This is a genomic window from Bacillus paranthracis, assembly GCF_001883995.1.
Taxonomy (GTDB): domain Bacteria; phylum Bacillota; class Bacilli; order Bacillales; family Bacillaceae_G; genus Bacillus_A; species Bacillus_A paranthracis.
Genome location: NZ_MACE01000056.1, coordinates 12,388 through 32,532 on the forward strand (window position 1 = coordinate 12,388; position 20,145 = coordinate 32,532).

The 20,145-nt window shown below is 32.7% G+C and carries 30 protein-coding genes; 24 read left to right on the forward strand and 6 right to left on the reverse strand.

Going from position 1 to position 20,145, the window contains the following annotated elements; translation table 11 throughout:
- Nucleotides 1–29 precede the first annotated feature (29 nt).
- From BAQ46_RS22005 to thyX, 12 genes are all read left to right on the forward strand, one after another.
- Nucleotides 30–347, forward strand: coding sequence for a hypothetical protein (locus BAQ46_RS22005; protein ID WP_046957631.1), 318 nt, complete (start codon nt 30–32; stop codon nt 345–347).
- Nucleotides 348–417: 70 nt separating this feature from the next.
- Complete coding sequence (locus BAQ46_RS30765) at nt 418–582, forward strand: hypothetical protein (RefSeq protein ID WP_169823870.1); 165 nt, start codon at nt 418–420, stop codon at nt 580–582.
- Nucleotides 583–596: 14 nt separating this feature from the next.
- Nucleotides 597–1,079, forward strand: coding sequence for a siphovirus Gp157 family protein (locus BAQ46_RS22010; protein WP_071742737.1), 483 nt, complete (start codon nt 597–599; stop codon nt 1,077–1,079).
- The gene (locus BAQ46_RS22015; protein WP_001002737.1) at nt 1,076–1,747 is read left to right on the forward strand and encodes a DUF1071 domain-containing protein; all 672 of its coding nucleotides are present in this window, start codon (nt 1,076–1,078) and stop codon (nt 1,745–1,747) included. Before BAQ46_RS22010 ends, BAQ46_RS22015 begins: the two co-directional genes overlap by 4 nt.
- Nucleotides 1,748–1,760: 13 nt before the next feature.
- Nucleotides 1,761–2,033: a hypothetical protein gene (locus BAQ46_RS22020; protein WP_071742739.1), complete on the forward strand. Its 273-nt coding sequence runs from the start codon at nt 1,761–1,763 to the stop codon at nt 2,031–2,033.
- Nucleotides 2,030–2,794, forward strand: coding sequence for a conserved phage C-terminal domain-containing protein (locus tag BAQ46_RS22025; RefSeq protein ID WP_071742741.1), 765 nt, complete (start codon nt 2,030–2,032; stop codon nt 2,792–2,794). The genes BAQ46_RS22020 and BAQ46_RS22025 overlap by 4 nt, the downstream gene beginning before the upstream one ends.
- The gene (locus tag BAQ46_RS22030) at nt 2,730–3,560 is read left to right on the forward strand and encodes an ATP-binding protein (protein WP_071742742.1); all 831 of its coding nucleotides are present in this window, start codon (nt 2,730–2,732) and stop codon (nt 3,558–3,560) included. The genes BAQ46_RS22025 and BAQ46_RS22030 overlap by 65 nt, the downstream gene beginning before the upstream one ends.
- Nucleotides 3,561–3,577: 17 nt before the next feature.
- The gene (locus BAQ46_RS30770; protein ID WP_071742744.1) at nt 3,578–3,748 is read left to right on the forward strand and encodes a hypothetical protein; all 171 of its coding nucleotides are present in this window, start codon (nt 3,578–3,580) and stop codon (nt 3,746–3,748) included.
- A complete protein-coding gene (locus BAQ46_RS22040; RefSeq protein WP_071742746.1) occupies nt 3,745–4,374 on the forward strand; it encodes a hypothetical protein in 630 nt (209 codons plus the stop codon). The genes BAQ46_RS30770 and BAQ46_RS22040 overlap by 4 nt, the downstream gene beginning before the upstream one ends.
- Nucleotides 4,375–4,376: 2 nt before the next feature.
- Nucleotides 4,377–4,499, forward strand: coding sequence for a Fur-regulated basic protein FbpA (gene fbpA / locus BAQ46_RS22045; RefSeq protein ID WP_000553935.1), 123 nt, complete (start codon nt 4,377–4,379; stop codon nt 4,497–4,499).
- Nucleotides 4,500–4,593: 94 nt separating this feature from the next.
- On the forward strand, nt 4,594–5,166 hold the full coding sequence (locus tag BAQ46_RS22050; RefSeq protein ID WP_042510931.1) for a dUTP diphosphatase: 573 nt from the start codon (nt 4,594–4,596) through the stop codon (nt 5,164–5,166).
- 38 nt (nt 5,167–5,204) lie between these two features.
- A complete protein-coding gene (thyX, locus tag BAQ46_RS22055) occupies nt 5,205–5,951 on the forward strand; it encodes an FAD-dependent thymidylate synthase (protein WP_116777257.1) in 747 nt (248 codons plus the stop codon).
- Between the two features lie 138 nt (nt 5,952–6,089).
- Here thyX and BAQ46_RS30775 read toward each other — a convergent pair whose 3' ends face one another.
- A complete protein-coding gene (locus BAQ46_RS30775; RefSeq protein ID WP_000132659.1) occupies nt 6,090–6,254 on the reverse strand; it encodes a hypothetical protein in 165 nt (54 codons plus the stop codon).
- 126 nt (nt 6,255–6,380) lie between these two features.
- On the opposite strand from BAQ46_RS30775, the gene BAQ46_RS22065 reads away from it, so the two are divergent.
- Together BAQ46_RS22065 and BAQ46_RS22070 are read left to right on the forward strand one after the other, a co-directional pair.
- Complete coding sequence (locus tag BAQ46_RS22065) at nt 6,381–6,641, forward strand: hypothetical protein (RefSeq protein ID WP_071742747.1); 261 nt, start codon at nt 6,381–6,383, stop codon at nt 6,639–6,641.
- A gap of 4 nt (nt 6,642–6,645) precedes the next feature.
- A complete protein-coding gene (locus BAQ46_RS22070; protein ID WP_071742750.1) occupies nt 6,646–7,032 on the forward strand; it encodes an ArpU family phage packaging/lysis transcriptional regulator in 387 nt (128 codons plus the stop codon).
- 65 nt (nt 7,033–7,097) lie between these two features.
- Here the strand turns inward: BAQ46_RS22070 and BAQ46_RS22075 are convergent, their stop codons facing one another.
- Entirely contained in the window at nt 7,098–7,385 is a 288-nt protein-coding gene (locus tag BAQ46_RS22075; protein WP_071742751.1) for a hypothetical protein, read from the reverse strand.
- A 258-nt stretch (nt 7,386–7,643) separates the two neighbouring features.
- On the opposite strand from BAQ46_RS22075, the gene BAQ46_RS22080 reads away from it, so the two are divergent.
- The 6 genes from BAQ46_RS22080 (at nt 7,644) to BAQ46_RS22105 (ending at nt 13,777) form a co-directional block, all read left to right on the forward strand.
- Nucleotides 7,644–7,976 (forward strand): hypothetical protein, encoded by a 333-nt coding sequence (locus tag BAQ46_RS22080; RefSeq protein WP_071742753.1) that lies wholly within the window; start codon nt 7,644–7,646, stop codon nt 7,974–7,976.
- A gap of 36 nt (nt 7,977–8,012) precedes the next feature.
- Nucleotides 8,013–8,135: a hypothetical protein gene (locus BAQ46_RS31435; protein ID WP_282957223.1), complete on the forward strand. Its 123-nt coding sequence runs from the start codon at nt 8,013–8,015 to the stop codon at nt 8,133–8,135.
- A gap of 202 nt (nt 8,136–8,337) precedes the next feature.
- Nucleotides 8,338–8,565, forward strand: coding sequence for a hypothetical protein (locus BAQ46_RS22090; RefSeq protein ID WP_071742755.1), 228 nt, complete (start codon nt 8,338–8,340; stop codon nt 8,563–8,565).
- 81 nt (nt 8,566–8,646) lie between these two features.
- Nucleotides 8,647–10,062 carry a PIN-like domain-containing protein gene (locus BAQ46_RS22095; protein ID WP_071742757.1) on the forward strand — a complete coding sequence of 472 codons (1,416 nt, stop codon included), beginning with the start codon at nt 8,647–8,649 and terminating at the stop codon, nt 10,060–10,062.
- Nucleotides 10,063–10,611: 549 nt separating this feature from the next.
- A complete protein-coding gene (locus BAQ46_RS22100; RefSeq protein WP_071742759.1) occupies nt 10,612–11,115 on the forward strand; it encodes a sigma-70 family RNA polymerase sigma factor in 504 nt (167 codons plus the stop codon).
- Between the two features lie 70 nt (nt 11,116–11,185).
- A complete protein-coding gene (locus BAQ46_RS22105; RefSeq protein WP_071742761.1) occupies nt 11,186–13,777 on the forward strand; it encodes a DEAD/DEAH box helicase in 2,592 nt (863 codons plus the stop codon).
- Nucleotides 13,778–13,887: 110 nt separating this feature from the next.
- On the opposite strand, the gene BAQ46_RS22110 is transcribed toward BAQ46_RS22105, so the two are convergent.
- Both BAQ46_RS22110 and BAQ46_RS22115 read right to left on the reverse strand, forming a co-directional pair.
- Nucleotides 13,888–14,958: a DGQHR domain-containing protein gene (locus BAQ46_RS22110; RefSeq protein WP_071742763.1), complete on the reverse strand. Its 1,071-nt coding sequence runs from the start codon at nt 14,956–14,958 to the stop codon at nt 13,888–13,890.
- A complete protein-coding gene (locus BAQ46_RS22115; protein WP_071742764.1) occupies nt 14,939–16,543 on the reverse strand; it encodes a RelA/SpoT domain-containing protein in 1,605 nt (534 codons plus the stop codon). Before BAQ46_RS22115 ends, BAQ46_RS22110 begins: the two co-directional genes overlap by 20 nt.
- 375 nt (nt 16,544–16,918) lie before the next feature.
- Here BAQ46_RS22115 and BAQ46_RS31440 point away from each other — a divergent pair, with 375 nt between their 5' ends.
- The 3 genes from BAQ46_RS31440 to BAQ46_RS22130 all read left to right on the forward strand — a co-directional run bounded on the left by BAQ46_RS31440 (nt 16,919) and on the right by BAQ46_RS22130 (nt 18,376).
- Nucleotides 16,919–17,053 (forward strand): hypothetical protein, encoded by a 135-nt coding sequence (locus BAQ46_RS31440; RefSeq protein ID WP_001086026.1) that lies wholly within the window; start codon nt 16,919–16,921, stop codon nt 17,051–17,053.
- 239 nt (nt 17,054–17,292) lie between these two features.
- On the forward strand, nt 17,293–17,568 hold the full coding sequence (locus BAQ46_RS22125; protein WP_084638364.1) for a helix-turn-helix transcriptional regulator: 276 nt from the start codon (nt 17,293–17,295) through the stop codon (nt 17,566–17,568).
- A gap of 37 nt (nt 17,569–17,605) precedes the next feature.
- Complete coding sequence (locus tag BAQ46_RS22130; RefSeq protein WP_071742768.1) at nt 17,606–18,376, forward strand: hypothetical protein; 771 nt, start codon at nt 17,606–17,608, stop codon at nt 18,374–18,376.
- 152 nt (nt 18,377–18,528) lie between these two features.
- On the opposite strand, the gene BAQ46_RS22135 is transcribed toward BAQ46_RS22130, so the two are convergent.
- Both BAQ46_RS22135 and BAQ46_RS30780 read right to left on the reverse strand, forming a co-directional pair.
- Nucleotides 18,529–18,951: a type II toxin-antitoxin system HicB family antitoxin gene (locus tag BAQ46_RS22135; RefSeq protein ID WP_071742770.1), complete on the reverse strand. Its 423-nt coding sequence runs from the start codon at nt 18,949–18,951 to the stop codon at nt 18,529–18,531.
- Between the two features lie 270 nt (nt 18,952–19,221).
- A complete protein-coding gene (locus tag BAQ46_RS30780; RefSeq protein WP_049106707.1) occupies nt 19,222–19,383 on the reverse strand; it encodes a hypothetical protein in 162 nt (53 codons plus the stop codon).
- 332 nt (nt 19,384–19,715) lie between these two features.
- Here BAQ46_RS30780 and BAQ46_RS22145 point away from each other — a divergent pair, with 332 nt between their 5' ends.
- Nucleotides 19,716–20,030: an HNH endonuclease signature motif containing protein gene (locus BAQ46_RS22145; protein WP_071742772.1), complete on the forward strand. Its 315-nt coding sequence runs from the start codon at nt 19,716–19,718 to the stop codon at nt 20,028–20,030.
- The last annotated feature ends 115 nt before the right edge of the window (nt 20,031–20,145 follow it).

Genomic DNA, 20,145 nt, shown 5'->3' on the forward strand with positions numbered 1-20,145 from the left:
TGCTCTTTTTAAAAAGGCTGGTGAATCTAGTGGGAATTGAAAATTTAGTGTTACCCGAGGATGCGGAGTTAGCGAAATCCTTACGTAATAAAAAGGAGAACTACATAAAGAATCAATTTTTGTTAACTCGTATTGCAAGTAAGAAAAATGTAGAGGGTAAAACAAAAGAATTCTATGAGACTTGTAAAGAGTATGAGGCATGTGGAGAAAAGGCCAAAGAGTGTGATAAGCAATTAAAGGAATTGATATTTAAAAAGAAAGAAAATGATAGAGTTCAGCTTGTTGTAGAGCGTATGCGAGAGATTGGAATCAAAGATGATGTTATTCAAAAGGTTTTATATAAATAAAAAGAAACCCATTGCAGTGGGTTCCATTAAAAAACAAAATCGAAATTAGTATATCACGTGGGGTGATTACATGGAAGAGTTAACAGAAAATCAATTATTAAAAAAGCAGGTTGAAACGGCTGTAAGTAGTTTGAAACTTATATCCGCAAAAGAAGCAGATACCTGTAGAAAGTTAGATATAGATTATGTGATTACCGTATTAACTAATAAACCATATGGCAGTATGCCGTTCTAGGAGGATATAAAACTATGAAATTGTACGAATTAACCACTAGCTTCAATCAATTACAGCAAATGATTGAAGATGGGATAGATCCAGAAATAATTAACGATACGCTCCAATCAATTAGTGAAGCAATTGAAGATAAAGTACAAGGTGCAGCGTTATTGATTCGCAATATTGAAGCGCAAGTTGAAGTGATTAAAGGAGAAGAAAATCGCTTGGCTGAACGCCGTAAGTCTTTTGAGAACAGCTGTAAAAATATTAAGGATTATTTATATCATCAGATGGTTGCTGTGGATAAAAAACGTATTAAAGGTGCATTGATAACAGTAGGTATTCAAAAGAATCCAGCAAGTTTAGATATTGCAGAGGATGCAATTATTCCACCAGAATATATGATTCCGCAGAATCCAAAGGTAGATAAAAAAGCATTATTACTAGCGATTAAGAATGGCATGAAGTGGGATGGTATTTCATTAAAACAAGGTGAGAGTGTGAGAATCCGATGAATGAGATTAAAAATTATTTTGCAGAATTAGCATCTATTGACGTTAGTAAGCATGTAGAGAAGAAGGGCCGTTTTAGTTATCTGAGTTGGTCATGGGCTGTAGACCAACTATTGAAAAAACATCCTGATGCTACATGGCAAGTTGTTAGATTTGATGGATTACCTTATATGAAAACAGAAGTTGGGTACTTTGTAGAAGTTGAAGTAACGGTAAATAACATCACACGTTCGCAAATTCATCCTGTATTGGATAACTATAATAAGCCAATCGCAAAACCTACGTCATTTCAAATAAACACCTCGATTCAAAGGTGTCTAGCAAAAGCCATTGCACTACACGGATTAGGTTTATACATCTATTCGGGTGAAGATATCCCACAAGATGATGAACCAAAACAAGCAGCTAAGCAACTAGATAACGTTCCACAACAGGAGCAAGCTAGACAGACAGAAATTGCAAATGAACAAAGAATAAAAGCAATTCATGTGCAAATTAGAGAGTTATCAGAAGTGTATAACATGCCATTTGAAGAAACAAAAAATACTGTAAAACAGTCATTAGGAATTCAAACTTTCAAAGGAATGACAGTGCAACAAGCATCTCAGTTACAAAAAACAATAACATCGTGGTTAAACGAAGCGAAAGAAAAGCAACAGCAAGCACAATAGGTGGGTGACCGAAATGAAAACGATAGTAAGAGATGGTTCAATGCCAATAGCTTTGAATAGGAGTTTAGGTACTCGGTATTTACGTGATAAAAGGTTATCTGAATTACTTAAGCGCTGTCGTCGTTTAGAGAATGAAGGGTTTGATTACTTATTTCCTATTCGAAAGGTGTTAGAAACAGTTAAACATAGAAATGATGAAAATCCTCATCTGTTTAAAGGTTGCCTTGTGATGGATCGTGACCGTGGATTCTATTATGAAGTTGTTATGAGGAAGGTGAAGAGATGAGTAATTTATTAATTCATGAAGAACCATTACTTGTTCTTCCAGGACTGGCAACGAAAATTGGATTGAATGAAGCTATATTTTTACAACAGATACACTATTGGTTAAAACGTTCCAAACATTTTTATGATGGAAGACCGTGGATTTATAACAGCATTCCAAAATGGCAAGAACAGTTTCCTTTTTGGGGAGAATCAACCATTAAAAGAACCATTAAAAATCTTGAAAATATCAATGTATTGGTTATCGGGAACTATAACAAGAAAAAGTTTGATAAAACGAAATGGTACTCAATAGATTATACATTTCTCCGTCAGTTAGAATCGACCGACGATGAGGTCAATTTGACCCCACGAACAGGTCAAGTTGACCCGATGGAAGAGGTCAATTTGAACCGACCAATACCAGAGAATACACAGAGAGTAACAACAGAGACTACAGCAAAAGAATATATAGTCGAGATAGTAAACTATCTCAACGACGTGTGTGGTAGTAGTTATCGTTCAACATCTAAGAAAACACAGTCATTAATTAAAACTAGATTAATAGAAGGATTCACCGTGGATGACTTCAAAACTGTGATTGATACAAAAGCTAGAGAATGGCTAAGAACGGAGCAAGCAAAGTATCTAAGACCAGAAACATTATTTGGTACAAAGTTTGAAGGCTATTTACAACAAGGAAAGGTGGAAGGAAAACATGGCTCTAGTAAAGGTAACAGATATAGCAAAGACCCTTTCGAAGAAGATGATCTTCCTTTCTGATACATGTGAGGTTTGTAATAAAGAACGTAAACGTACTGTTAGATTCATGAAGATAAATGATGAAGTAGTTTGCCCGGTATGTAAGTTGGCAGAAGATAATCAAAAGCTAGAAGCTGAAATGAATGTATTTCGAGATGAGAAGGAACAGAGAAAACGGAAAAGTATGTTTTACGATAAGAGCTTGATTAAAGATGAAACAATTAAACTTGCTAGATTCTCAACTTTTAAATCTGATTGTGAAGAGGATGAAAAGAATTACACCTTAGCAAAACGAGCACTTGAGGATTACTTGAATGATGTGAGGTTTAATTTAATTCTAGTTGGAAAAGTAGGTGCAGGTAAAAGTCATCTTGCCTATTCAATTGCTCATGAAATGAATGAGAATAGCGCAGGAACTGTTCTTTATGTTTCTGTATCAGAACTATTTGACTACATACGTTCTACGTTCAATGGGCAATCTGAGGAATCTGAGCATAGCATTGTTAATTTACTAATTAGTGCAGATTTATTAGTTATTGATGACTTAGGTGCGGAACTAGGTGACATGGATGCTGCTGATCCGAAGGCGACGGCATTCGTGAATCGTGTACTGTTCAAAGTATTTGATGGAAGACAAGGGAAGAAAACAATCGTTACAACAAACCTAACAGGTGAAGCTGTTATGAAAGCTTACGATGAGCGCATTACATCTCGTATGTTCAACACATACAGGCATATTGAGTTTAAGTCTACAAGAGATAAGCGGAAGAGAAAGTTACCTTTTTAAAAGGGAGATGAACTAATATGACCATTACTGTAATTCGTCCTAATGTCCATATTTCAAGCGTTAGTAGTTGGGGAATGGTATTTACACCATCTCCGAAAAACAACGCTGAATGGTCATGTGAAGACTATAAAAATACTACGGGAAAACGGATTGAAGAAATGTTAAAGAAAGCGAAGGGGAAAGAATGAAAACATATACAGGATTTGAAGCAATTGAAAGAATGAAAACAAATTGGATTAAAGAAAAGAATGATTATTTTGCACACACATTAAAAAAGGGTAAACATGAGGTTTTGGGAATTAGTAGCCAGCGTATTGTACCGTCTACAATCGGTATGAATTTCTTTTTTGAAAACGAGTTTGTAGATTATGAAAAGCCATTGAATTTAGAGTATGGCGAAATGTTTGTAATGGAAAGCTCAAATGGGAAATGGTACGGAATTTTAAAAGAAGAGACTCAAACTAAGTATTACTTAATCATGGGGTTAAAAGTAGGAGAATATCGTTTCTATGAAAATGGATGTTCTTTCAAAAGATATCAGGGACGTACATTCCGAAAGGCAACAGATGAAGAGTTAGAAGAATTTGAGCGTTTCATGGTGTTCTATAAGAAGGATCGTAAAATGGACGAGTTTAAATTAGGTGACATTTGTGAACGTGAAGATGTCCTATATAAAGTAGTTGTTCAGACTGAGGATAACAAATTTGAGGGTGTTTTAGGTTGTGTAGCAATTAATGAAAAAGATACTCCAGTAAAATACTTTCCAGTGAAAAGTATGGAATTACAATTTTGTGTCGAGGACATGGTGGGGTAGTTTTGCATCAACACATCATAGATCAACTGATTGATAGAGGTATTTATAAATCCAAGGACGGGCTTCGAGATTTGTTCGAATGCTCGTTTGAGGAGTTAGTGGAAATGTTGGAGGGAGAAGAGTGAGCTTTAAAAAGGGAATAGCGATTATTTTAGTCAGCTGGCTTTTAATCAGTGTGACTATATTCTTACTAAAATACAAACTTGGAGTGAACTTATAATGATTCAGTTACACACAATTACATCTGAAGAGAAGAAACAAAACTTTGATATTACGGAACTATTTGAAATGCAAATAGAACTGGATAAACGAATTGGATATAAAGGAAATGACAAAATGGATATGTTGTTTCGTGCATTACTGGTGGAGATCAGTGAAGCATGGAATGAAACTCGAGCGTTTAAGATGTGGAGCACCGGATTTGGAGTTCCTAAGAATGGACTATTAGAAGAGTTAATTGATGGTCTCCATTTTCTTATGAACATTGTAATTGAATTAGATAAATGTACATGGAGACATGAACTTATTCCATCGTTCAGCATGCAATCCATTATGAGAAAAGATACAAGCAATGTAAATATGCTGTTCGAATGGTATATGCAAGATGTGTTGACTGCAAAAAGGGCATGGTGCCAGTACAGAGATTTAACCACAACAATGGGACATTTAAGACGAGCATTTGGAATCTTCTTTCGTATTTGCTATTTGTACGGATTTACGTATGAGGATGTTATTGATTCGTATAAGGAAAAGAATGCGGAAAACTTTGAGAGACAGGATAACGGATATTAATCAAATTTGAATTTTATTAAGAAATGGAGAATTTAAATATGGATGTAAAGCTACTAGCACACACGCAATTATCTGAGGAGTTTATTAATTACTTGTCTCATGTATCTGGCCTTGGAGAGGAAGGGTTTGATCCTACTCCTGGGCAAGTGATAGCCTTATCAGCAATCCGTACGTGTTACTCGCCGAATAAACCTAGTATGATTGTAGCTTTAGAGGGAGAGAAGTACTTCAAGGGCAAAGCAACTGATGGAAAAGGCGGAAAAGAAGTAGATCGACTCATTAGACATATTATAGGTTCCGGGCATACCTCAACACTGGAGCATCTAACATATACCTTCGCAGTAGAAGGAGTTAGCAGAGCATTACTTACACAGTTAACACGCCACCGTGTAGGATTCAGTTACTCAGTCCAATCTCAAAGATATGTACGTATGGGAAGTGACGATAAGATAGGCGGGTTTGATTATGTAGTGCCTGAAACGGTTAAAGCTAAAGGAGAACGAGTAGTTAAAGCTTACAACGAAATGATGTACAAACTACAAAGTGATTATGATCTACTTAGAACATTAGGAATTCCTGCTGAGGATGCTCGTAGCGTACTTCCAAACGCGGCCACAACTAATCTAGTATTAACAGTCAATTTACGGGGGCTTTTAGATTTCTACAATAAGCGTCGAAAAGGGAAAGGTGCTCAAGCTGAAATTGCGGAGTTAGCAGAACAATTAAGGAAAGAAGTTGTAAAAGTTGAAAAGTGGGTAGACGAGTTCTTCGGAAGTGGAAAGTAACAGAAGCCTAACGTGGTTACAAATAAAAGCAGCTAGCAAAAGCTAACTGCTCATCTCCAGGGGAATTGGAGACTGGTGTATCTATAGTATTGGCGGAATATTGAGTTTTATTCAGGGTGGATTTACTAATTATGTAGGTTACATGATAAGCCCTATTAACATCCAGGCTGCCCCAATCAGAATTAAAGATTCAAATGTAATCCAAAATTTATTTTTTTCTGGTTTTTGAAACTCTTTAATTACAGAAAATACGGCACTTATTCCTACAAGAGTGAACAGAATAATTCGGATTGTATCAGTCATTTGTATCACCACCTAATATTTTAATAATTTAATTATATATTAATTACCATTTTATAGAAACTTAATAAAATAATCCTATTAAAGAAATGGAGATTTATAGATGGGAAAAGTCAAAGAGATAAAGGAATGAGACGTGAAAGAGAATTTGCTAGTTTGATAGGCGGTGCTCGTGTACCGCTCTCTGGTGCGATGGATGGCTATTCAAATGATGTGAAGGGTTTAGGTCTTGAATGGGAAGTGAAGGCGAGGAAAGAAGGATTCAAGACGTTATACAACTGGTTGGAGGATGAACGCGAACAGCCAGATGCATTGGCAATAAAAGCTGATAGAAAACCGTGGTTGGTAGTTATGCCGTTGGATACATTTTTGAAAATGGTGAAGGAGTGAGAATATGTTGGATATTGCCCTACCTGTTCTTAACAAAGAGCAGACAAAGAAGAATGTGCTTCAAGCTTTGAAAAAGTATCACTTATTTTTATTAAGTATAGATGAAAGAGATATTGAACGTGTACAAAATGGTAAGGTGATCGGCATGAGTAAAACAGTTTTAGAGCGAATCAACTATATTCAAGAAATAAGAAAAGGTGTAGGGAAGCTGAATGCGTGCGAAAAGCAGCTCATTGAATTAGCTTATTTAGGGAAAGAGAAGCCTAGTTGGGTAAAAATGTGTAGGATATTGAATATGTCTCAGCCAGATTATTATAGGAAGAGGAATAGGGCTTTGTGTGAGTTGGCTTATAAGCTGGGAATAGAGGTAGAGGGAAAGGATAGTAAATGATACGAAAAAATATTTTAAGGACATGAAGAGTAACCCTCTGTAAAAAAGGAGGGTTATTTTTCATATTAAATAAAAAGTCCTCGTAATCGTACACTTTTATAAAAAGCCGTTCTAATAAGGTCATTTGCTGGGCAGATTGCAGGGGCGCTAGAACTACAACAAACCGGGCAAGGTTCACCATCATTATATGATAAATGATTAATATCTGAAGTAGGTTGACCATCAGGAAGAAAACGCCAGGAAAGATCATATTTTCTAATGCTTATAATATAAATTATTTCATTGTTTGTCCCTATATCTTTACTGATAATTTCTAATGCGCCATCACTTAATTCATCAAAATCAAAATCCAAATTGTGTATCTCCTTCCATAAAAAAATATAAATTCTAAATAATTATACGATAAATGTTTGAAGTTAAAAAGAAATTTCCTTAATAAGGAAATTTCTTTTTTCAAGTAAACGAAAATTGCTTATATATTAAAGATTGAGGTGGAGGGTTAATAACTTTCTGATATGAATAATACAGTTTGAATAAAGTTTTAAAACGGTATAACATTATATATCGTAATTGTTATATTGATATTTATTAGAGAGAGGAGGGGTTATCTAATGAACATTGAGATTTTTAAATTGTCTATGGAACAAGCTGAGCCTATACTGAAGTCATTTTTTATTATAGCCGCTGCTTATTTCGTAGGGTGTATCATAATGCTTCGATCTAATATGAGCCCCAATGCAGTAAAAAAAGGGTTAACACTTTTAAAAGTGTGTATAAGTATTTTGTTATTTGCATTTACATTATTATTCCAATATGATGCGAGTGTGAAAGAGGTATCATTTGAATGGCCTAAAGAAATTACTTTGATACAGATGTTCTTATTGCCTATTATTTTGATTGATATTTTTACAGGAATTATTGAAGTTGTAACACCAGAAAAATAATAGACATTACTTTAAGTGACATAGATCTCTCAAGACTTGCAGATTAAAAGGATTTGGGATTATATTATTGCAAGAAAAAACGATTTCATATGTAATGAGGTGGTTACTGCAAACGAAGCATCTGAAATATTAGGTGTAAAACGTGCGAGAATGGATTAATTAAAGAGAGAAAATTGAATCCGTAAAGAAATTGGACAAGTTTATTTTATTTTTATGTGTGGATACTGAAGTGAAGAAAAAAGAATTAGAAGGATTACGTGAGAAATTCTAATCTTATAATCAGTCAGGGTGAGCCATCTGTGAAAATAGGTGGCTTCTTTTTGAATAACTGTAGAAATATTTTTAAGGAGAGAATGAAATCATGGGACAAGTGGTGAGAGAACTATATTCTCCAAGTAAGCAATATAAAGTTGAAATAATAAAACGAAAAGATGGTTTGTATACAACAGAAGTTTATAGGTGGATGGAAGATTGCGGATATGAGTTTTGGAGTTCTATCAATCAAGGGTTTTCTTTGATAGATAGTGAAGAACATGCACAAAAGATAGCTATAGAACAGTTAAGGGGCTATTCCGAGGAAGTTTATTGAAGTTGATGATTAATATAAAAAAATAGAAAAATATGATATAGTTGGATATGTTTGGTTAGCTAAGTGGTAGGAGGATATATTATGAAACAGATTTTTCCGGAATTTTATAAATGTAATACAGAAGAATACAAAGAGATGTTCAATGATTGTTATTTTATAATTGATACAAACGTTTTGCTTAATTTATATAGGTATTCAGAATCTACTAGAAATGAATTATTAGGTTTGCTAGAGAAAATTAAAGACCAGTTATGGATGCCGTACCAGGTAGGGTTAGAATTCCATTTTAATCGAGTATCTGTAATTTTAGAACAAAAAATGGCTTATGAAAATATTTGTAAAAAAATTGATTCACAAGCTAATGATTTTATTGCAAATTTAAAAAAAGGATTTAATAATAGACACCCAAAAATCCAGATGGATAGTATAACACAGCAGATAAGAAATTCGTTGGATTCACTTATTAATGATCTGAAAAAAAATGAAGAAGAGCATCCGAATTTACTAAATAATGATACTATTTTAGCGAAGTTGAATCATATGTATGAAGGAAAAGTAAGTGAGCCTTATTCGAAAACAGTATTAGAAAGCATTTATGAAGAGGGAGAAAAGCGTTATCAAAAGAAATTTCCACCTGGATATGAAGATGAGAAGACTAAAAAGGATCGTACTAAAGAGTATGATGATGTTATTTATAAAGATAAATTTGGTGATTTAGTTGTTTGGAAGCAAATTATAGATAAAGCAAAAGAAGACCAGAAAACAATAGTTTTCGTTACGGATGACGTAAAAGAAGATTGGTGGGAAATTCAGAAAGGAAGAACAATAGGCCCGAGAATTGAATTGTTGAATGAATTTAAAAAAGAAGCTAATGTTGATTTTTATATGTATAAAACGGATAGCTTTATGAGCTATATTAAAGAATTTTTACAAGAGCAAGTAAATACAGATGTAATAAAGGAGATGGAGGATCTAAGGGAAAACAATCTCCAAAATGAAGATATATATTTGAATAATTATATTACACCTGCTGAATTTATTAAAAGCTACAATAAGTCTCTAGAACCTGATGAGTATATTAGAACTTATAATGATTCGAATGAACTTGCTTATCTTGGGGACTATAATGATTTAAATGAACGTATTTATCCTGATGGTAGTATTGAGGTACAAAGGGAGTTAGCTAAAGAGGATAATTTTGAGTATATAAAACAAAAGAGGAATTATGAAAATCGCGAATATTTCACAGAAAACATACAGATACTGCGTTCTAAGATAGACAGAATTTCAAAGGAATTCAATTCTACTTTCGAAGGATTGGATATATATAAATATCAACAACTTAGAACGGATTATTTTAGAAGCATTCTTAAGTTTAATGGTGAAAAAAGTAGTTTAAATGAACTACAAGCACAGTATTTATATCTGAAGAAAATATATATTGAATTGAAGGAAATATACACAGATTCAATTCTTAAATCCAAAAAATTAGTATAACGTAGTATTAATTAGACCATCTATACAAATAGATGGTTTTTATTTAGATAAAATATTGATAAAAAATATTTTATGAATTCTTATATTATTAAAAGTGTAATAAGAACTGCCACGGAAATGGTACTGTATGTTGTTTCTTGATTTATCTAAATTTCTCGGGCTAGGGCAATTAATTATAGTTTACTCACGAATAAACGTAAGTAAGGGTCCGACCAACGAGGGAGAGGGTTACACCTCTCTTTGAGCCGAGGATGTTCCTTCCGAATGTCCAATTGCTAATCATACTTTCCTCGGTTCAAAGAGGCGTGGGGCACCTCAACACTTTATTTCTCTCTTGAACTTTACCAAACTAATTAGAAGCATCAGCTACACTTACCGATTTGTGTCTATGAGGAACGGTTTTCCGTTTCTCTGACTGTATAAGTGGAATTCACTTGTGTAGTGAGAGAAGCGTAGAAATTAAATATGAAAGTAATAAAAGAACACTGTTATGTAGAGAAGTACAGTCTATATACGGTGTTCTTTTTTGTTTATAAGGAGGGATAGGTTATGCAGGATTTGATTAAGCAATATAACACGACTTTAAAGCAATTGAGAGAGGCTCAAAAGGATGCTAAAGAGGAAGATATAAAGGTTCTAACTGATATGATTAGTGACATTATTTATTCCTTAGAATGGATGGAAAAGGCTAGAAGACCGGGAAATCGTAGAGGGGTTGAAAGGTTGGCTGCATATCAGAGAGAAAGAGCGTGTGATCCGTTACTGATGCAAAGGTATTTTCGTAGCATGGATGATAATTTATATGAGTGGGATAATCATCAGCAAGAACACGCAATTGGTGAATGGGATAAGGTTAGGTTAGAAGATGCACTATCGTTGTTAACGGAGCGAGAGAAGGAAGTGTACTTAATGTCTAGGGGATATTGTTTAACATATAGGGAAATAGCTAAATACCTAAGCATTACATGTAGTACGGTACAGTCCATGATAGAACGAGCTGAAAAGAAAATATCAAGACAGGTAAAAGAAAGCCTCTTCTGCAATTGCGGATGAGGTTTTTATATTTATTTTTTTGTATATAACGCGTTATAATGTATTTGATTAGTTATTAAGGAGGGAGAAAATGGCTTTTAAAAAACGAACCAAAACTAATAGTGCGGTTGCAAGTCCAATCAGTTTATTTAGAGATCTGAAAAACAGAAAAATAATGGGTCTACTTGATCATCAAACAGAAATGATAGAAAAGTATATGGCAGAAAATGTTTTTAATTTAAAGGATGTAGCCGTAGAGTTACCAACAGGTAGTGGGAAAACATTAGTTGGACTATTGATTGCTGAATATCGTAGAAGAGTAAAAAAAGAAAAAGTCGTTTATTTATGTCCAACAAAACAATTAGTAAATCAAGTTGTGGAAGATTCTGAAAGAAAGTATGGTATTAAAACTAGTGCTTTTATTGGTAAACAAGCTGAATATAGCCCTGAGATGAAATCGCAATATAGAAGGGGAGAAACTATAGCTGTTACAACGTATAGTGGCTTATTTAATACAAATACATTTTTTAATGATGCAGACATTATTATATTCGATGATGCCCATGCAGCGGAAAATTATATTGCGTCATTGTGGTCTTTAACAATTAATAGGTTTAACAATGCGGGTCTCTATCATCAAGTTATTGAGCTATTACGACCAGCGTTAACACATAGTAACTATGAGACTATGAAGGCACAAGATCCCTTCTCTCAAGAGAAGGCGATGGTAGAAAAATTACCAACTACATATTTTTATGAATATTTGAACAAACTCATCCCGTTAATTGACGCTAGTGTAAAGGGAACAAGCTTAAGTTATCCATGGGGAATGATAAGAAATAATTTGCATGCTTGTCACTTATATATGAGTTGGAATGAATTATTAATTAGACCGCTTATTCCACCTACTTTATCCCATGAGGCGTTTAATAATGCTAAACAAAGAATATATATGTCTGCTACCTTAGGGTTAAATGGTGACCTTGAAAGAATGATTGGCGTACCTAAAATACATAGGTTACCAGCTCCAGACGGATGGGATAAGCAAGGGTTAGGAAGAAGATTATTTATTTTTCCTGAAGCGACTATGAATGAGGAACAAGCAACTAGGCTTACAATGAAAATGATTACACAGGTGGATAGAAGCTTAGTATTAGTCCCAGATGAGAAAAATGGAACAGGTCTAGAAGAAAGTATAAATAAAGAAACAGGATATCAGATAATAAATGCAAAGGAAATGGAGAAATCCAAGGATATATTTACAAAAGAAAATGGTGTTGTTTCAATATTGGCTAATCGATTTGAAGGTATAGATTTAGCTGATGATGATTGTAGACTATTAATTTTGAAAGGTATACCTAAAGCAACTCATCTTCAAGAGAAATTTTTAATGTCAAGAATGTCTGCAGCGATACTTTTTAATGATCGAATTAGAACACGATTAGTACAAGCGTTGGGAAGATGTACACGTCATCCTGTAGATTATGCTGCAATTTGTATACTGGGACAAGAACTAATAGATGAATTGGTGCCACAAAAAAAGCTTGAATTATTCCATCCAGAACTTCAGGCAGAAATTATATTTGGGTATGATCAATCAAGGACTATAGAAAGTCCAGATGAATTATTAGAGAATCTGGGGATTTTCCTAGAGCACAAAGATGACTGGAATGCGGCTGATGAAGATATTTTAGAAGAAAGAGATGAAAAAGAGCAAGTAAATCTGCCGGCAGCAGAAAAATTATTGGAGGCAGCTCAGTTTGAGGTCCAATTTATATATGCATTATGGAATCAAAATTTTGACTATGCAATGGAAAATATCCATAAAACGTTAGGATGCGTATCAGGGGATGATGTTAAAGGGTATAGAAGTTTTTGGTATTATATTGCAGGTAGTACAGCATGGATAGCATCTAAATATGGTATTAATACTTATGCATCAAAAGTGTATGAATATTATAATCAAGCGGCTGCCTGTACGAGAGTAATTCCTTGGTTAAATAAATTAGCTAGTTTAACAGGAAAAGAACAACAAATTGAGCAACAGGATCCTTTTATTCCAATTTTAATAGAGAATCTTGAGGTCAATCTAGATAAGTTAGGACTTTCAAGTGATCGTAAATTTGAACAAAAGGTTACTGAAATTATAGATAATATAACGTCTATGGATGGAAAGAAATTTGAAATAGGTCATGAACAGTTAGGGGAATTTTTAGGATATAAATCAAGTAATTCTGAAATAAGTTCAGCTCCAGATCCTTGGTGGAGTGTAGATAATAGTATATGTATTGTAGCTGAGGATAAGATTTATGAATCAGAAGAAAAGAGAATTCCTACACGGGATGTAAAACAGGCAATTGGGCACCCAGTTTGGCTTAAAGAAAAAACAAATGATTTAAATACAAATGCTCAAATTTATCCAATTATGATTACAACGGCTAATTATATTGAAAAGGATGCTGCAGTTTTTGCTCAAAATGTTTTATATTGGAATAAAGGTGAGTTTGTAGATTGGGCACATCAAGCTATAGGGGCAATTCGAGTTCTAAGACAAAGGTACAGTGAAATGGGAGATACTACCTGGAGACTAGAGGCCGTAGAATATTACAAAAATAAAAAAATAGGACCTTTGCAAATTCTGGAACAATTAAGTGATAAATTATTAAAGGAATTACCTAATTAGAAATAGATAAGCTTATAAAAATGGAATATGAAGAAAGTAAAAATCCTCTACTGTATAGCAGTAGAGGATTTTTAGAAAAGATAAAATTTTATTGAACATACTTCAATTTTTTAAAAAAGAGCTTCCTGTCCACTCGTAGTAATATAGTTTGCTAATTTTTTGAAACCGGCGGCTGAATTATTACCACTAAAAGTTCCTCCTGAAGTCCAAGCCGTACTACTAATATTCGAACGATTGATTATATCGGTAAACATGAAGAATGCTTCTTTAAGGTCACCTGAGCACTTTTCAATGCAATCTGCTAAAATGATGTGCAATGCATTCACACCAATACCCTTTTGGATATTATAGTTTTTATCGAAAGTTAAGTCATTGTTATTAAAACATGCACGCCAAGTTTTATGAACTTCTCCCCAAGCATCGATAAGAAGGTTTAAGAGTAATTTTTTAAATTTATTTGCTTGGATATCATTTTTTACTTCTTGGTATTTAAGGAATGTTGATATTAGCGGTTTCAAAGAATTATTGAACGCATTTATACTTATTATCGTATTCTTATCGTTCGGACTAGTTTTTATAGCTTCATGCCAATATGGGAACACAAAATTATCATTTACATCTAATGTAATAGCTGTAGCTAGGGTTTCTATTAAAGAAGATTCATCTTCATAATAATTATTTTTTTGTTTTCTTATTTTGTCTCTTAATCTAATAGCAAGGTCGGTACTGACTTTTTTTCCTTTACTATTTAAGTTGATAAAGGCTTCAACTTCATATGTTTCATCTTTTAGATTGCTTTCCATTATGATAACTGGAAATAGAGTGTTTTTTAATTCTTCATACCTAGCAGGATTCATTTTCTTTAAATATTTAAAGCCTTCAATTCTATGTTGACCATCTACTATGCGTATTTTTCCTTCTATTTCAATATTATCAGATGAAAAATTTATTTGTGTTTTATCTACAGCAGCTAATATAGCTGAAGGTAGAATAGGATCTGATGTTTGAAGATACTTTCCTATATTTCGATAGTGTGTTGGAATAGGGGGTCTCTGATAGCCTTCTTCTGTTGAAGGGTCATATAAAGCTATCGTATACAAATCTATTAGTTCATCAATGTTTAATGAAATGATGTAAAGGTTTATCCCAAATTGATTTATTTTAAGAAATTGTTTTTTCATGCTCTTTCTTCCCTTCTGTACTTTTATTAGTGAAACATAATATCTCAGACAACTCTTGTAATGTTTTTATATTTGTTTTCTTCTCTGCCAGATTAGTAAGGACTTCAAGGTTAATTGCTGGAGTCCATACAGTATCTTCTTTAATTAATGTAAGGAGTTCTGTAATATAGGTATCATTGATTTTTCCATTTAAATAATAATGTAATTGAAGTTTTATTAAACATGAGATTGTATTAGTGAAGAATAATTTTTCTGGCTCCTTCAAATTTTCTGCAAGAATATCTTCGCAAGAAAATTGGTGGAATACTATGGTGTCTTCAATAATATTAAGTATACGTTTTTGATGAGAATTTTCTAAGAAAAAGTCCACTTTTTCATATGTACTAAAGGCTTCAATTATTCCTTGGATAATACCATTATTGAATAGGATTGACAAATCGGTAGAAATTTCAAAACTCTCTTGATAACGTACAGTTAATGGTCTCATTAACTTCATTACGATATCCTGAATTGTCGATTGATAAGTATTAGTTGTAATTTTTTTGTATATAGCTATAAGATAATTCCAGAAAACATCGCCTGAATTAGCTAGGCTATCAATCTTTTTAACTAGTGGAAGGAGTTTATCATCACATTGCCATTGAAGTTCATTCACTTGATATGAAAAATCTTCTTCTTTTAAAGCTAGGGCTGATATTTTTTGGAAATGACCTGCAGATTGAACTAATATCTCATCTACATTTTTAGATTCAACAAAGAGTAGTTGAACGATGATATTGTAGACCTCTCGCAAATCAATATCTACTCCGATTCTACTTTTTACCTGTGGTTGAACTTTATCATATAATGTCTTTGCAATTAGTTCTTTAATCTCATCTGTTTGGCGAAGTAGATAATTTTCGTTAGAAAGTTGAGAATGCATTGTTGTTAATTGTGAATCAACGCTTTTAAGAACATCATCTATAGATTTCATGATTTTTGTATAAAAACTACTATTTAAATGGTATGTGTAGTTCTTATAAAATAACATGTGCTCCATTTCTCCCCAAAACATATGAGCTAAGGATTTAATTTGTAATTCAATTTTAATAGGAGGTTGGTCTTTTTCAATATATTCCATGTTTATTCTAAAAATATCATTCCCATTTTGTTGAGTCTCAGGCTGTGGACTATTACTAAATAAGAAAAATGGAAAAGCATCGGTGTCTTTATCTTTATGTATGGAAAATTCGTCGGAAAAGGCAGTGCTAAACTGAGATCTTAAATATTTATAAATCTGCTCCTCATCTTTATTAAGTAAGCAAATTATTCTTAACCCAATCAAATCGGGTAAATCTTCAACGAATGTTTTTGCATCTCCGCTATAGCGCTGGAAGTATCGTTTTCTTAATATCTTTTCGTGTAAACTACTTGAACCTTTTATTCGTCCTTGAACTATAACATTAGAAGTATTGGGTGCTTTAGATAAAATTGCTTCTAATTCTTCGATTATGTGGGATAATAATAAATTAAGTTTTCTTTCTGCTTTTAACTCTTCTAAATGTTTTTTACTATCATCAATAAATGAGTTCAATTCTTTATGCAACACTACTTCCCCCTTATTAATTCCCTTTATAAATTTGATAATAGCATATTTTGGTATATTACTACTGTTTTTTTATACTTTATTCGTCCTAACTACGTTTATTTTGAAAAGAATACAGGGTATAGGAATTATGAAATGAATCATGCGAAGAAAATAAACTTAGAAAAGAAAAACGATAAATAATATATAAGTAGAAAGAGCATCTATAAAAGGTGCTTTTTCATTTGGAAGAAATCATAAAAGATACCTGATAAAAATTTTGCTTCTAGTAAGAAAAAAGATTTAAAAAAAATAGAAAATAATGCCTAATTCTATTTACTTAGGTAAATAGATATGATATAATAAATATAGAAAGAACGAAAGGGGGGAAACAAATTGGCAAAGTTAGCACTGATACTAGGAATGATACTTACAGCACTAACAATCATCGAAAAAGTCCTAGTCATCCACGAAAAAGTAAAAAAGCTCAAAACCAAACGAAAACGCCCAGCCAGACGTAAACGAAAATGATTTTGAGCGGAAGAGAGAAGCGCACCTTCTCTCTTCTATACACATTATAACAACTTGCCAATTTGTAAACAATATGAAAAAAACAAGTGATTCATCCAACTTCTTAATTATTTTTGTTACACTGTTTTATTTTTCTTATTCTCGAGATTCAGTTGAGACAGGTATTTTAAAAACCGTTTTGGATATCTTGCTAATTATTCTTTTAGTTCTTTATATTATAAATACGTTATTTCGACTCTATGACATTTTTAAAGAAAAAAGAGGTGAATAGAATGTACAAGTTTGAGGATAAAGAGCAACTGCTTTCTTTTTTACATGATGAGGTGCTAACGACACCAGAGGTAATGGATGTTTTAGGGATTAGTAAAGCGAGAATTAGTAAAATGATTAAAGATGGTAAACTTGTGCCATTTAAGAAAATGGAACGAGTGAGTTTGTTTCTACGTGAAGACATTGAAGAGAAGAAGAAAGAATTAGAAGGATTAAGAAGTAAGTATCGTCCTTATGATGAATGATTAAATAAGTTTTGGTTTGAGGGAGGGGGAAAGTTGAGTGGTAGTTAATACATTAAAAAAATCAGAAGAACTAAGGGGAATCCTGATGAATTACTTTCCAGTTATGGAGAATTCATCACTTAGTTTTAATGAACCTAATATTCCAGATTATGATTTAGACTCTCATGATTTTATTAAGTTTGCCGAATATGAATTAGAGCAAATAAGTAATGAAAAAGATGATATGAATAAGATTCATTTAATTAATTGTATTTCTCATTTAAAAAGAGCTATAGAGTGCCAAATGGATATGTGTTTGCAGGTTTTAGGGTTATCTAAGATTGTGAAAAAAAGTAATTTAGGCTTCGATAAAAAAATGGAGTTCTTTAGCAAGTCAGGTGTTTTTAACTCTCGTTCACTTACTAGACTTAATGGCATAAGAAATAAGTTAGAACACAGTTATGAGATACCAAAGATAACAGAAATTGAGACATACTTTGATTTAACTGTTGCTTTTGTATCAGTTCTAGATTCTATAATAATTTATCGAAGTTCCTGTGTAGGTGCTGAATTCTATATAGAATCAGATGAATTTAATGAATTAACACACTTCTCTGTTGAGTATATATATAATGATGTACCGAAAATTACTTGTGAAATTAATAGTTTTGATAGAGAAAAGATGAGACCTATTGTTTTGAAAAGAATAGAAGTTACAGCAAAAGAATATGAGGAATTCCCATATTTTTTGAAAGTATTTTTATTGTTGCGTAGGTCTGAATACACGATAAATATGGAACGTGCCCTAAAAGATTTAAGTAGTATCTAGAAATGTAAATGCATTTTTAAGGAAAATTATTCATAAGAAAAAATAGTATAGAATAGTAAAAATAGTTCCTATGAAGAGAAATAGCCGTTCATGTTAGACGGTTATTTCTTTTTTATAGTAAAGAAAAAAGAGATGAAGATAATTCATCTCTTTTATACGTTCTTGTTTTCAATAACACCTAAATGCTTTTTTAATGCATCTTGTAACACTTGTGAGTAGTTTACATTATTAGCTTTTCCCATTTTATCAAGCCAATGAGGAATAGTTAATGTTTTCTTTACTGCTTTATTTTCAATTTCACTACGGAACGGTGGCATCCATACTTCCATTAAACCAATAACTTGATTCTCTTTAGTTTGAATAGAAGCTGGATTAGAAGCTGATGGAATACTTCCTTTTTGCTCTTCTATTTCGTATAGATGAGTTGCTAATGTCTTTTTAGCCATTTCAAAAGCATCCTCATAGTTATCACCATTAGCATGACAATCTGTTAAATCAGGAAATGTAACAGTAACCTGCTCATTAGAAAAATCAAAAATAGATGGGTAGATATAGCGGTCTTGATAAGTGCTCATTTGTTTTCCTCCTGCTAAATATAGTGTAATGGATTTACTTCTTAAATTTCTTGATGAGTGAAATGGTGAAGACCAGAATCCATAAAATAATCACTATTAAGTAGATAATGTCTAACATTTGTAAATTAGAAAAGTCGGTAACAATAAAGAAACGAATTGTTAAAAACAAACAAATAGTATTTAAAATCAATGAAGTTTTTGACATATTGATATGGGAGATGATAATATTTTTTTGAGAAACCCAACCAGTTGGTTGAGTTTCCCAATGGGTTACTTGCGTTTTCTTCGCTTAGGTTTTGTGCTTGGTCGGCTTGAACCTTTGCGTTGAGGACGCTTATTTTTTTCTTCTTTGCTTTCTTTGAGAAGTATGTAAATCGCTAAGATGAAAGAAGAAATCCCGCTTACTTTGTCTAACATATCTAGAATGTCCATCTCCCTTATTCCCTCCTTTCTATACTCTTATTATAACACGTATTATAATACGTGTAAAGGTAATTCGATTAATTAATCTATATTTTTTTATAAAATAATATAAGGATATATAATGTTGAAAGGGAAGTTATTGAGAGTATTTGCATTCAATATCAGTCTGTCCAATGAGAGATAAAAGCTTTATTTTTGTCGTACAAAAGCCACCTAATAGTAGATAGGGATTAATAACAATTATGTTATATAAAACTTCATTTACCGTATTGGGTTTCGTATAACTTTATATAAAGGATAACCGTTCAACATTGAGCGGTTATTTGTTTTGAGGTGGATGCATGGCAAAGGAATATGCAAAGAGGTTTTATAAATCCACAGCATGGAAGAAGTGTAGGGATTCATATTTTAAATTTAGATATGGATTATGTGAGAGGTGTAAAGGGACAGGAAAGATTGTTCATCATAAGGATTATATAACACCAGAGAATATAAATAACCCAGAGATTACATTGAGCTTTAATAACTTAGAACTTTTATGTCAGGATTGTCACAACCGTGAACATCATGAGAAGAATAGTCCAGTTGTTGAAGGAGTAATGTTTGATGAGAATGGGGATTTAATAAAAAAGAATAAAAATCAAAATAAAAAATAAACGCTGATATTTCCAAAGAAATAAAAGCCCCCCCATTTCAAAATCATTTTTCAAGCTCTCGAAGGACCGATGAGGTACCTTCAAGTAATACACAGGTCATTTCGCGTGACCCCCC